The organism is Pseudomonas sp. DSV-1, assembly GCF_035830915.1.
Lineage (GTDB): Bacteria > Pseudomonadota > Gammaproteobacteria > Pseudomonadales > Pseudomonadaceae > Aquipseudomonas.
In genome coordinates, this window is record NZ_JAYMYG010000001.1 from 3,595,842 (window position 1) to 3,609,079 (window position 13,238).

Annotated in this window: 9 protein-coding genes and 4 tRNA genes; 3 read left to right on the plus strand and 10 right to left on the minus strand. The window is 54.3% G+C overall.

Annotated features, from left to right (window positions below; genetic code table 11):
- The first annotated feature begins 1 nt into the window (after nt 1).
- The 3 genes from VSQ83_RS16870 to fabI are packed head-to-tail and all read left to right on the plus strand — an operon-like array spanning nt 2 to nt 3,447.
- Complete coding sequence (locus VSQ83_RS16870; protein ID WP_133077951.1) at nt 2-1,021, plus strand: ABC transporter permease; 1,020 nt, start codon at nt 2-4, stop codon at nt 1,019-1,021.
- 1 nt (nt 1,022) lies between these two features.
- A complete protein-coding gene (locus tag VSQ83_RS16875; RefSeq protein WP_133077952.1) occupies nt 1,023-2,633 on the plus strand; it encodes an ABC transporter ATP-binding protein in 1,611 nt (536 codons plus the stop codon).
- Nucleotides 2,634-2,652: 19 nt separating this feature from the next.
- Nucleotides 2,653-3,447 (plus strand): enoyl-ACP reductase FabI, encoded by a 795-nt coding sequence (gene fabI / locus VSQ83_RS16880; RefSeq protein ID WP_016782317.1) that lies wholly within the window; start codon nt 2,653-2,655, stop codon nt 3,445-3,447.
- Between the two features lie 224 nt (nt 3,448-3,671).
- Here the strand turns inward: fabI and VSQ83_RS16885 are convergent, their stop codons facing one another.
- The 10 genes from VSQ83_RS16885 to VSQ83_RS16930 all read right to left on the minus strand — a co-directional run bounded on the left by VSQ83_RS16885 (nt 3,672) and on the right by VSQ83_RS16930 (nt 13,042).
- Nucleotides 3,672-5,543, minus strand: a complete 1,872-nt coding sequence (locus VSQ83_RS16885) for a SurA N-terminal domain-containing protein (RefSeq protein WP_326427230.1) — start codon at nt 5,541-5,543, stop codon at nt 3,672-3,674.
- A 229-nt stretch (nt 5,544-5,772) separates the two neighbouring features.
- The gene (locus VSQ83_RS16890; RefSeq protein WP_016782315.1) at nt 5,773-6,045 is read right to left on the minus strand and encodes an HU family DNA-binding protein; all 273 of its coding nucleotides are present in this window, start codon (nt 6,043-6,045) and stop codon (nt 5,773-5,775) included.
- Between the two features lie 148 nt (nt 6,046-6,193).
- A complete protein-coding gene (gene lon, locus VSQ83_RS16895; protein WP_133077954.1) occupies nt 6,194-8,590 on the minus strand; it encodes an endopeptidase La in 2,397 nt (798 codons plus the stop codon).
- Nucleotides 8,591-8,753: 163 nt separating this feature from the next.
- Nucleotides 8,754-10,037 (minus strand): ATP-dependent Clp protease ATP-binding subunit ClpX, encoded by a 1,284-nt coding sequence (gene clpX / locus VSQ83_RS16900; RefSeq protein ID WP_046809721.1) that lies wholly within the window; start codon nt 10,035-10,037, stop codon nt 8,754-8,756.
- Nucleotides 10,038-10,143: 106 nt separating this feature from the next.
- The gene (clpP, locus tag VSQ83_RS16905; protein ID WP_016782312.1) at nt 10,144-10,785 is read right to left on the minus strand and encodes an ATP-dependent Clp endopeptidase proteolytic subunit ClpP; all 642 of its coding nucleotides are present in this window, start codon (nt 10,783-10,785) and stop codon (nt 10,144-10,146) included.
- Nucleotides 10,786-10,875: 90 nt separating this feature from the next.
- Nucleotides 10,876-12,186 carry a trigger factor gene (tig, locus tag VSQ83_RS16910; RefSeq protein ID WP_326427231.1) on the minus strand — a complete coding sequence of 437 codons (1,311 nt, stop codon included), beginning with the start codon at nt 12,184-12,186 and terminating at the stop codon, nt 10,876-10,878.
- A 359-nt stretch (nt 12,187-12,545) separates the two neighbouring features.
- Nucleotides 12,546-12,621: transfer RNA gene (locus VSQ83_RS16915), tRNA-His, on the minus strand.
- An 87-nt stretch (nt 12,622-12,708) separates the two neighbouring features.
- Nucleotides 12,709-12,793, minus strand: a tRNA-Leu gene (locus VSQ83_RS16920).
- Nucleotides 12,794-12,849: 56 nt separating this feature from the next.
- A tRNA-His gene (locus VSQ83_RS16925) sits at nt 12,850-12,925 on the minus strand.
- Nucleotides 12,926-12,965: 40 nt separating this feature from the next.
- Nucleotides 12,966-13,042: transfer RNA gene (locus VSQ83_RS16930), tRNA-Arg, on the minus strand.
- Nucleotides 13,043-13,238: the final 196 nt, after the last annotated feature.

Sequence of the window (13,238 nt, forward strand, 5' to 3'; positions counted from 1 at the left end):
GATGAAATTATCGCCTCTGAATCGACGCCGCTTTGCGCGCTTCAAAGCCAATAAACGTGGCTGGTGGTCACTGTGGGTTTTTCTGGTGCTGTTCGGGCTCAGCCTGAACGCCGAATTGATCGCCAATGACAAACCACTGGTTATCAATTACGACGGGGAACTGTATTTCCCGGCGCTCAAGCGCTACCCGGAGACTGACTTTGGCGGTGAGTTCCCCCTCGAGGCCAATTACAAAAGCCCGTATATCCGTGAACTGCTGGCCAAGAAAGACGCCTGGGTGCTGTGGCCGCTCATACCGTACAGCTATCAGAGCATTAACTACGACCTGAAAGTGCCCGCTCCAGCGCCGCCTTCAGCGGAAAACTGGCTAGGCACCGATGACCAGGGGCGCGATGTACTGGCCCGAGTGATTTACGGCTTTCGGATATCGGTGCTGTTCGCTCTGACCCTGACCGTCTTGAGCTCAATCATCGGCGTGATCGCCGGAGCACTTCAGGGCTTTTATGGCGGCTGGGTCGACCTTGCCGGTCAGCGCTTTCTGGAAATATGGTCAGGCTTGCCCGTGCTATACCTGCTGATCATTCTCGCAAGCTTTGTGCAGCCCAACTTCTGGTGGTTGCTGGGAATCATGCTCCTGTTCTCCTGGATGAGCCTGGTCGACGTAGTACGCGCCGAATTCCTCCGAGGGCGGAATCTGGAATATGTGCGCGCCGCACGCGCGCTCGGCATGCAGGACATGGCCATCATGTACCGCCACATTCTGCCCAACGCCATGGTCTCCACCATGACGTTCATGCCGTTTATCCTGACCGGCGCCATTGGCACCCTCACCGCGCTGGACTTTTTGGGTTTCGGCCTGCCGCCAGGCGCTCCGTCACTCGGCGAACTGGTCGCTCAGGGCAAATCCAACCTGCAAGCACCCTGGCTGGGCATCAGTGCATTCGCGGTGCTGGCCATTATGCTCAGCCTGCTGGTGTTTATCGGCGAGTCCGCTCGCGATGCCTTCGACCCGAGGAAATGAGATGACACAAGACAATCTGATCGAAGTGCGCGATCTCTCCGTCGAGTTCATCGCCGGTGAAACACCGCAGCGTGTGGTGCAAGGCATCAACTTTGATATCAAGCGCGGGGAAACCCTGGCCCTGGTCGGTGAGAGCGGGTCCGGGAAGTCAGTGACCGCGCATTCGATCCTCAGGTTATTGCCCTACCCGCTCGCCCGTCACCCAAGCGGCAGCATTGCCTATGGCGGGCAGGACTTGCTGAGCCTGGACGAGAAAAAGCTGCGCCATATTCGTGGCAATCGCATTGCGATGATTTTTCAGGAGCCCATGACCTCACTGAACCCGCTGCACAGTATTGAAAAACAAATCAATGAGGTGCTGGGCATTCACAAAGGGCTTACCGGAAAGGCGGCCACACAGCGCACTCTGGAGCTCCTGGATCTGGTTGGTATCCCAGAGCCTCACAAGCGCCTGAAGGCCCTCCCACACGAGCTCTCAGGCGGCCAGAGACAGCGTGTAATGATTGCAATGGCCCTGGCCAATGAGCCAGAGCTGTTGATTGCCGATGAACCCACCACGGCGCTGGACGTCACGGTACAGCTTAAAATTCTCGATTTGCTCAAGGATCTGCAAGCCCGCCTGGGCATGTCGCTGTTACTGATCAGTCACGATTTGAACCTTGTTCGACGAATTGCGCACCGAGTATGTGTCATGCAGCGCGGTTTAATCGTCGAACAAGCATCGTGCGAGCAGCTGTTCCGTTCGCCGCAACATCCATACACCCGGGAACTGCTCAGTGCAGAACCCAGTGGAGGCCCGGCCAACACGGTTGCGGGCCCGCCATTGCTGCAAGTCGAGGACCTGAAAGTCTGGTTCCCGATCAAAAAAGGGCTGTTGCGCAAGACCGTCGATCACGTCAAAGCAGTGGACGGAATCAACTTCAGCCTGCCACAGGGCCAGACCCTGGGCATTGTGGGTGAAAGTGGATCGGGCAAGTCGACCCTGGGTCTGGCGATTTTGCGTTTGATTGCCAGCAAGGGTTCGATCCGTTTTGAGGGCAAACGGCTAGACTGTTTGTCGCAGAAAGAAGTCCGGCCGCTGCGACGGGAAATGCAGGTGGTGTTCCAGGATCCGTTTGGCAGTCTCAGCCCGCGCATGAGCGTCAGCGAGATTGTCGGCGAAGGGTTGCGCATTCACCGCATGGGCACCGATGCAGAGCAGGAAATTGCAATTATTGAAGCCTTGCGAGAAGTAGGTCTGGATCCGGAAACCCGGCACCGTTACCCTCACGAGTTTTCAGGCGGACAACGGCAACGAATCGCCATTGCCCGCGCCCTGGTTTTGAAGCCGGAGTTGATTTTACTGGACGAACCAACCTCAGCGCTGGATCGGACAGTACAACGCCAGGTCGTGGAGCTGCTGCGATCACTTCAAACCAGGCACAACCTGACGTATTTGTTTATCAGCCATGACCTGGCTGTCGTCAAAGCGCTGAGCCACCAGTTGATGGTGGTCAAGCATGGCCAAGTGGTCGAACAGGGTGATGCGCAAAGTATCTTTGCCTCACCGCAACATCCATATACACAACAGCTGCTGGAAGCCGCCTTTTTGGCACCAGTGGCTGTCGATTAACCTGATAGAGGAACAACACATGGGTTTTCTCACCGGTAAGCGCGTACTGATCGTTGGTGTCGCTAGCAAATTGTCCATCGCTTCTGGCATTGCTGCCGCCATGCATCGTGAAGGCGCCGAACTGGCTTTCACTTATCAGAACGAAAAGCTGAAAGGTCGTGTTGAAGAATTCGCAGCTGGTTGGGGTTCAAACCCTGAACTGTGCTTCCCTTGCGACGTTGCCAGCGACGAAGAAATCGCCAAGGTCTTCGAAGACCTGAGCAAGAAGTGGGACGGTCTGGACTGCATCGTTCACTCCGTAGGTTTCGCTCCTGGCGACCAGCTGGATGGCGACTTCACTGACGCTACCACCCGTGAAGGCTTCCGCATCGCTCACGACATCAGCGCCTACAGCTTCGTGGCCCTGGCCAAAGCCGGTCGTCCGATGATGAAAGGCCGCAACGGCAGCCTGCTGACCCTGTCTTACCTGGGTGCAGAACGCACCATGCCTAACTACAACGTGATGGGCATGGCCAAGGCCAGCCTGGAAGCGGGCGTACGTTACCTGGCAGGCAGCCTGGGCCCTGAGGGCACTCGCGTTAACTGCGTATCGGCAGGCCCGATCCGCACCCTGGCAGCGTCGGGCATCAAGAACTTCCGCAAAATGCTGGCGGCCAACGAAGCGCAGACTCCTCTGCGTCGTAACGTCACCATCGACGAGGTCGGCAATGCCGGCGCCTTCCTGTGCTCCGACCTGGCGTCGGGCATCAGCGGTGAAATCATGTACGTAGACGGCGGCTTCAACACCACCGCTATGGGCAGCCTCGAAGAGTAAACCCTTCGCTGTAGCCGCCAATCAAAACGCCCGGTGCATTGAATGCACCGGGCGTTTTTTTGCACTGCGATTGCCTTTGGGAGCGGGCTTGCTCGCGATAGCATCAACACAGTCTACCTGATAAATCGCGCCGCCTGATCGCGAGCAACCCGCTCTCCCACTGAAAACTGGCAAAAAAAATGGCCGCTCAATGAGCGGCCATTTTCAGTGAAGCGGGAGAACCCTTAGTAGCGCTCAACCTTGGCTTCGTTTTCCAACTGCTTGCGGTAGGCAGCAAAGTCCTGCTGGCCAACACGTGAAGCGAGGAAGCGACGGTACGAGGCCTTCTCTTCTTCCCTCGGCGCTACCGCGTCGTTGACGCCATTCAGGCGCAATACAACGACACTGCCATCAGCCAAGGTCACACTGCCAAATGTCGGCTTGTCCTTGGATACAGGCTTGGGCATGCGGAACACAGCTTGCAGCACGGCCGGATCAATACCTTCCTGACCACGGGCAACTGCTTCCTGGACCTTCCACGACTGACCATCAATTGGCTGATTCAACGGCAGTTTGCCATCGCGCAGTTCCTTGATGATTTCTTCAGCGCGGGTTTTGGCCGCTGCACTTGCGTGCTCTTTGACCAGTTGTGCCCGGATGCTCGAGGCAACAGCTTCCAGCGGCAACTGCTCTGGCTTGCGGTGCTCCTTGACGCGCAACACGACTACGGTCTCAGGATCGAGCTCGATAGCTGTGCTGTTAGCACCTTCATCCATCACTTCGGTGCTGAATGCGGCTTGAATCACAGCGCGGTTGGCTGCGATACCTTCACCACCCTCACGACCAAATGGCGCAGAGGTATGCACGGTCAGTTTCAGCTCTTGAGCAGGCTGAACCAGATCGGACGCTTCAAATGCAGAGTCTTCCAACTGCTTGGTTGCATCCACAAAGCGGCGTTCGACCTGCTGGGTTTTCAGGTCATGGGTCAGCTTGTCTTTCAGGCTGGCAAAGCTCGGCACTTCAGGCGCTTCGACGCCCAGCAACTTGATCAGGTGGTAACCGTAGGTGGTCCGCACCGGCTCCGAAACCTGGTCCTGCTTCAACGCATAGACTGCAGTTTCGAACACAGGATCGTAGACACCCTGCCCTGCAAAGCCCAAGTCACCACCATTGGCAGCCGAGCCCGGATCCTGGGAAAACTCTTTGGCCAGAGCCTCGAAGCTTTCACCTTTGGCCAGACGCTGCTGAATCTCGGCGATCTTGGCTTTGGCCTGCTCGTCGCTGACCTTGTCGTTGACTTCAATCAGGATATGCGCAGCCCGGCGTTGTTCAGCCAGGTTAGCGATTTCCTTTTGATACAAGGCTTGCAGTTCGTCGTCTTTCACGGCCACCTGGTCAAAGAAAGAAGATTTCTTCAACTCGATATAGTCGATCACGACCTGATCAGGAGTCATGAATTCCTTGGCGTGCTCGTCGTAGTAAGCCTTGACTTCGTCATCGCTCAGCTTCACCGCAGCCGGGTCGGCCTTGATGTTCACAGAAGCGAAATCGCGGGTCTGCTTTTCGAGGCGGGCAAAAGCATTCACCTGCTCATCGGTCACAAATCCACTGCCTGCCAAACCGGCACGCAACTGACCAATCAACATTTCCTGGCCCAGCATGTCGCGGAACTGAAGGCGGCCGTAACCCAGTTGACGAATCACCTGATCGAAACGCTCAGGGCTGAATTTGCCATCTTCCTGAAATTCAGGGGTTTGCAGAATGACTTGATCCAGAGCGGCCTCAGAGAACGAAAACTTCGCGTCTTTAGCGCCTTGCAGCAACAGCTTGCGATCAATCAACCCTTTGAGGGCCGCTTCACGCAGCATTTTTTCATCCAGCAACGAAGAGTCAAAATCCTTGCCCAGCTGCTGCAGCAACTGACGACGTTGCATGTCGACGGCCTGGCTCAGCTCAACTTGAGTGACTTCTTCACCGTTAACCTTGGCGGCATCCTGGCTGGTAGAGGTGGCTTGAAAAATGGCATCGAAACCGGTCAACGCCATTAACGCGACGATGACACCGATGATGGTCTTGGCAATCCAGCCTTGTGAATTGTCCCTGATATTTTGCAGCATGCTTCCCCCAGAAACGGTCTTGCATAATGAGCAACCGTGGAGCGTGGGTAGAGTCCGGATAGAAGAAAGGCGCATCCGAGGATGCGCCTTCTCGTAACTGGCGGAGCGGACCGGGCTCGAACCCGCGACCCCCGGCGTGACACGACGATGTAGCCACCGACTGCACTACCGCTCCGCTGCCAAGCCTGGCGTGCGCCTGACCCGGTTGGGTAAAAAGTGTTACAGAAACTTAGTTAACCGCTTCTTTCAGTGCTTTACCGGCTTTGAAGCCTGGTTTTTTAGCAGCAGGAATTTCCAGCGTTTTACCGGTCTGTGGGTTACGACCAATACGAGCAGGACGATCGGTTACAGAGAAAGTACCAAAACCAACCAGTACCACAGAGTCGCCAGCCTTAAGAGCGCCAGTGACGGATTCGATTACTGCGTCCAGCGCACGGCCAGCTGCAGCTTTCGGGATATCAGCAGATGCAGCGATAGCATCAATCAGTTCCGACTTGTTCACTCTAAGTCCCCTTATATCTATCTGAGTATGTTTCTAAAGTTTTTTGGTAAAAGCAAAACGACTGCTGAAGCACTTACGGACACTTATAGAGCCGCTTTATAACAAGGGCTCTAAAAAGCGTCAAGAAAGCCCATCAGGCGAATCCGTATTAATGCGTGCTAATTCTTTCCTTAGAGTCAGACTCTCGCTTCTCATCCTTGGCAACAATCTCGGGAGCCACATCCGGCAAGGGCTCCGGGGCGTATTGCAGCGCAATTTGCAGGACCTCGTCAATCCATTTAACGGGTTTGATCTGAAGATCCTGTTTGATGTTGTCAGGAATTTCCTTCAAATCACGAACGTTTTCTTCAGGGATAATTACAGTTTTGATGCCACCACGGTGTGCAGCAAGTAATTTTTCCTTCAGACCACCAATCGCGAGTACCTGACCACGAAGGGTAATTTCACCGGTCATGGCAACATCGGCGCGTACCGGAATCAGGGTCAATGCCGAGACCAGAGCAGTACACATCCCCACACCTGCACTAGGGCCATCCTTAGGCGTCGCGCCTTCCGGCATGTGAATGTGAATATCGCGTTTCTCGTGGAAATCCAACGGGATACCCAGGCTCTTGGCACGGCTTCGGACCACCGTCAACGCAGCGGTGATTGACTCTACCATCACGTCACCCAGCGAACCGGTCTTGATCAACTGGCCCTTTCCGGGCACTACGGCCGCTTCAATGGTCAGCAATTCGCCACCCACTTGAGTCCATGCCAGACCGGTCACTTGACCGATTTGATCCTGAACCTCGGCCAAGCCGTAGCTGAATTTTCTTACACCTAAAAAGTGCTCAAGCAGCTCTGGGGTGACGGTAACAGCAAAGCGTTTTTCCATCGCATGCTCTTTGACCGCCTTGCGGCAAATCTTCGCAATCTGGCGCTCAAGGCCACGTACACCGGCTTCGCGGGTGTAGTAACGGATGATGTCCCGGATTGCTTCGTTGTCAAATGCCAGCTCGCCCTTCTTCAAGCCATTGGCTTCGATTTGCTTTGGAGCCAGGTATTTGACAGCGATATTGATTTTTTCGTCTTCGGTGTAGCCAGGCAGACGAATGACTTCCATCCTGTCCAGCAACGCTGGCGGGATGTTCATCGAGTTGGAGGTGCACAGGAACATCACATCGGACAGGTCGTAGTCGACCTCGAGGTAATGGTCATTGAAATTGTGGTTCTGCTCGGGATCAAGTACTTCAAGCAATGCCGAAGCCGGATCGCCGCGCATGTCACTGCCCATCTTGTCGATTTCATCGAGAAGGAACAGCGGGTTGCGCACGCCAACCTTGGTCATCTTTTGAATCAATCTTCCTGGCATCGAGCCTATGTAAGTACGACGATGACCACGAATTTCTGCTTCATCTCGCACGCCACCCAAGGCCATACGTACGAATTTACGGTTTGTTGCGTGGGCAATGGACTCGGCGAGCGAGGTTTTACCAACGCCCGGAGGACCGACCAGGCACAGAACTGGGCCACGAATTTTCTTCACGCGCTTTTGCACGGCGAGATATTCGAGGATCCGCTCTTTGACTTCATCCAGACCGTAGTGGTCTGCGTCCAGAATGTCTTCAGCGCGCTTGAGATCCAGACGCACCTTGCTCTGCGCCTTCCACGGCACCTGCACCAGCCAGTCGATGTAGGAGCGCACTACAGTGGCTTCTGCAGACATTGGCGACATTTGCTTGAGCTTGTTCAGCTCTGCCTGGGCCTTGGCCATTGCGTCTTTAGGCAAGCCCGCAGCGTCGATGCGTTTTTTCAGCTCTTCGATTTCGTTGTGACCTTCGTCACCATCGCCCAGTTCCTTCTGAATGGCCTTCATCTGCTCATTCAGGTAGTACTCGCGTTGGCTGCGCTCCATTTGCTTTTTGACACGGCCACGAATGCGTTTTTCCACTTGCAGCAGGTCAATCTCGGCATCCAGCAGTGCCAGAACGTGCTCAACCCGGGCCTGCAAGTCGATGATTTCGAGAATTTCCTGCTTCTGCTCGATTTTCAGCGCCATGTGCGCGGCCATCGTATCGACCAGGCGGCTTGGCTCATCAATGCTGTTAAGCGAAGACAGAACCTCGGCCGGGACTTTTTTGCCCAGCTGCACGTATTGCTCGAACTGCGAAAGCAGACTGCGAACGAAGACCTCGGATTCACGATCCGGGGCAGCCACTTCGTCAATCAAGGAGACTTCGGCACTCAGATAACCATCTGCCTGGCCAAAACGCTCAACTGCACCGCGCTGCTCACCCTCGACCAGCACTTTGACCGTACCGTCCGGGAGCTTGAGCAGTTGCAGGACAGTTGCAATGGTGCCGACGCGATAGAGCGCATCTTCGCCCGGATCGTCGTCAGCCGGATTCTTTTGAGCCAACAGCAGAATCTGTTTGTCGCCCGTCATCGCAGCCTCAAGGGCCTCGATCGACTTCTCGCGTCCCACGAACAGTGGGATCACCATGTGCGGATATACAACAACATCACGCAACGGCAGGAGAGGCAATTCGATGGTTGTCTTCATGATTTCGCCTCTACGGCGGCCAAAAGGCCGTAATCAGATGGATGTAAGCTTGAAGCCAAGATGGGGGCAGTCTTGAAAAAAAACAAGCGTTGAACGACAGGAAAAACAAAGGGGCCCGAAGGCCCCTTCTTTAACACGCAATGTGTAATGCCCGGCATTACGTTTACGCGTCAGGTGCAACCTTGGCAGTCGCTTCGTTGTTTTCATAGATCAACAACGGCTTGGACTTGCCTTCTATAACGCTTTCGTCGATCACAACTTTACTCACCTCGGATTGCGAGGGGATTTCGTACATTGTGTCGAGCAGCACGCCTTCAAGAATCGAACGCAGGCCACGAGCGCCAGTTTTACGCTCCAGAGCACGCTTGGCTACGGCCTTCAATGCGTCAGCACGGAACTCGAGATCAACACCTTCCATCTCGAACAGCTTCGCGTACTGCTTGGTCAACGCATTTTTAGGCTCGGTCAAAATCTGCATCAAAGCAGTTTCGTCCAGCTCATCAAGCGTTGCCAGAACAGGCAGACGACCCACGAACTCCGGGATCAGACCAAACTTGACCAAATCATCAGGTTCGACTTCACGCAGGGATTCGCCAACCTTCTTGCCCTCTTCCTTGCTGCGCACTTCAGCACTGAAGCCGATGCCGCCGCGAGTCGAGCGGGCCTGCACAACCTTCTCCAGGCCCGAGAACGCACCGCCACAGATAAACAGGATGTTGCGGGTATCAACCTGCAAGAACTCCTGCTGTGGGTGCTTGCGACCACCTTGGGGCGGAACGGAAGCCACGGTGCCCTCGATAAGCTTGAGCAAAGCCTGCTGCACACCTTCACCGGAAACATCACGGGTAATCGAAGGGTTGTCAGATTTGCGCGAAATCTTGTCGATTTCATCGATGTAGACAATACCCATCTGGGCTTTCTCTACGTCGTAATCGCATTTCTGCAGCAGCTTCTGAATGATGTTCTCAACGTCTTCACCCACGTAACCAGCTTCAGTCAGCGTGGTCGCGTCAGCAATAGTGAAAGGCACATTCAGCAGACGAGCCAAGGTTTCTGCCAGCAAGGTCTTACCCGAGCCGGTTGGGCCGATCAGCAAAATATTGCTCTTGCCGAGTTCGACGTCGTCGTTCTTTTTGTCACGCTGGTTAAGGCGCTTGTAGTGGTTGTACACCGCTACAGCCAAAACCTTTTTGGCACGTTCCTGACCAATGACGTATTGATCAAGGATGCCGCTGATTTCTTTTGGCGAAGGTAATTTATGCGCGCTGCTCTCGGCCTGGGCTTCCTGCACCTCCTCACGGATGATGTCATTGCACAGGTCAACGCATTCGTCGCAGATAAAGACCGAGGGGCCGGCAATCAATTTGCGCACTTCATGCTGGCTTTTGCCACAGAAGGAGCAATAGAGCAATTTGCCGTTGTCCTCGCCGTTGCGGGTGTCAGTCATTCGATCGATCCAAATCCGATAGGCTTGCAACACAAGATGAAGGCAACTGCGGGCTTTTTCAAGCCCGCAGGTGGTCGGTTAACCCAACCACCCACATTTGAGCTGCTTAAGCGGGCATTTGACGCTTGCTGAACACAGAGTCGATCAAACCGTATTCGGTTGCACGCTCGGCGCTCATGAAGTTGTCACGCTCAGTGTCACGCTCGATGGTTTCGAGAGTCTGGCCCGTGTGGTGAGCCAGCAGCGAGTTCAAACGATGACGGATGTTGAGGATTTCCTTGGCATGAATGTCGATATCCGACGCCTGCCCCTGGAAACCGCCCAGTGGCTGGTGAATCATCATGCGCGAGTTAGGCAGGCAGTGACGCTTGCCCGGTGCGCCACCGGCCAACAGGAAGGCACCCATGCTGCACGCCTGACCAATGCAGATGGTCGACACGTCAGGCTTGATGAATTGCATGGTGTCGTAGATCGACATGCCTGCAGTCACCGAACCGCCTGGGGAGTTGATGTAAAGATGGATGTCCTTGTCCGGGTTCTCGGCTTCAAGGAAAAGCAGCTGCGCCGCAACTAGGTTGGCCATGTAATCTTCTACAGGGCCGACCAGGAAGATGATTCGTTCCTTGAGCAGGCGCGAGTAGATGTCATAGGCGCGCTCGCCACGGGCGGACTGCTCGACAACCATCGGGACCAGGCCGCCAGCGGCGTGGATATCAGAGTTCTGCTGAATATAAGAATTGCGGGACATGTCCGGCAGTCACTCCCAAATAGTCTTGTCTGGATACGCATAAGCCAGCTCGAGGCTGGCTTATGGTTGTGTTTTCTAACGAGTCAGAAATCAGTCGGCTTGTGGAGCTTCCACCGGCTTGACAGCTTCTTCGTAAGAGACCGCTTTATCGGTCACCTTAGCCTTCTGCAGAACAGTATCCACAACTTGCTCTTCCAGCACAACCGAACGAACCTCGTTCAATTGAGCGTCGTTTTTGTAGTACCAAGCTACAACCTGCTCTGGCTCCTGGTATGCGGAAGCCATTTCCTGAATCATTTCGCGAACGCGATCTTCGTCAGGCTTGAGGTCGAACTGCTTGACCACTTCAGCTACGATCAGACCCAGAACTACGCGACGGCTGGCTTGCTCTTCGAACAGCTCAGCTGGCAGTTGATCAGGCTTGATGTTGCCGCCGAACTGCTGAACAGCCTGCACACGCAGACGATCAACTTCGTTGGACAGCAGGGATTTAGGCACTTCGATCGGGTTGGCAGCCAACAGACCGTCCATTACCTGATTCTTGACCTTGGACTTGATAGCCTGACGCAATTCACGCTCCATGTTCTTGCGAACTTCGGCACGGAAACCTTCCAGACCCGTTTCCTTGATACCGAATTGAGCGAAGAACTCTTCGTTCAGCTCAGGCAGCTTAGGCTTGGAAACAGTGTTCACAGTCACGGTGAACTCAGCTTCTTTGCCGGCCAGGTCCAGATTCTGGTAGTCAGCAGGGAAAGTCAGCTTCAGAACGCGCTCTTCGCCAGCTTTAGCGCCAACCAGGCCTTCTTCGAAGCCAGGAATCATGCGGCCCGAACCCAGAACCAACTGAGTACCAGTAGCGGAACCGCCAGCGAATACTTCGCCATCAACCTTGCCAACGAAATCGATGTTCAGCTGGTCATCGTTCTGGGCAGCACGGTCAGTCACTTCAAAACGGGTGTTCTGCTTGCGCAGCACGTCCAGCATTTTGTCCAGGTCGGCATCAGCCACTTCGGCGCTCAGGCGCTCGATAGCGATAGTGTCCAGACCGGTTACTTCGAATTCAGGGAACACTTCGAAAGTAGCAACGTATTCCAGATCCTTGCCTTTTTCGAAGACTTTAGGCTCAACCGAAGGTGCGCCAGCCGGGTTCAGCTTCTGCTCAACCACTGCTTCGTAGAAGGAAGCCTGAATCACATTGCCCAGAGCTTCTTGACGCGCATCAGCTTCGTAACGCTGACGGATCACGCTCATTGGCACCTTGCCTGGACGGAAGCCCGGGATCTTGGCCTTTTGGGCAGTCTGTTGCAGACGCTTGTTGACTTCAGCCTCAATACGCTCTGATGGCACGCCAATGGTCATGCGACGCTCAAGAGCGGAAGTATTTTCAACAGAAACTTGCATGGATATTCCTCGTTGCACAGACATTAGCCGGCCGTTTCCGACCCCATAATCAAGGGCAAGCATTCTAGTGGGTCAAACTCAAGAAGTCACCCTACCGCAAACACCCTGAGAAACGGCCGACAGAATTTAAGTAAAAGCAGCCATTCGCCTCGCCTTCTATATAGATAGAAGCGTGTACCGATTATTTGGCGATAACAGGTAGCCTTTGGAGCCACCCAATCTGCGCGCATTGTCACACAAATCGTAAAGGACGCTAAGCATGCGACAAATGAGGCGCCGAGAGACACCCATATGTCCGTTTTTTCAAACTGCAGATACAAAAAAACGCCAGACTATTAATCTGGCGTTTTTTTTAAATATGGGGTGGACGAAGGGGATCGAACCCTCGACAACGGGAGTCACAATCCCGTGCTCTACCAACTGAGCTACGCCCACCATAGTGCGCTTAAAACCCTGCTTGCCTGATGCAACAAACAGTTAAAACAAAAGAAAAAAGCCGCTACAAGCGGCTTTGTTCAAATTTGGTGCGGACGGAGAGACTCGAACTCTCACACCTTGCGGCGCTGGAACCTAAATCCAGTGTGTCTACCAATTCCACCACATCCGCAATTCAAACTTTTGAAGCAAAGACGCCAGACTATTAATCTGGCGGCCTTCTAAATATGGGGTGGACGAAGGGGATCGAACCCTCGACAACGGGAGTCACAATCCCGTGCTCTACCAACTGAGCTACGCCCACCATATTGCCTGTACCGCTTACTTGTGCCAAAGCTGCCTAATGGCGCACCCGGCAGGACTCGAACCTGCGACCATCCGCTTAGAAGGCGGATGCTCTATCCAGCTGAGCTACGGGCGCCTTGTTAGCCTGTATTCTTTGACGACTACAAACCAAGTGCTTTCAGTATCACCAAGCTGGACAACAACTTCGCTCTACCTTCTTAACCAGTGCTAGGCTGTGCCCGACAAGTGCGACGAATGTTATAGGTGAGCCTTAAAGTCGTCAACTCTTTTTTGAAAAAAGTTTAGAAATATAAAGGAGTTAGGGCAATAAA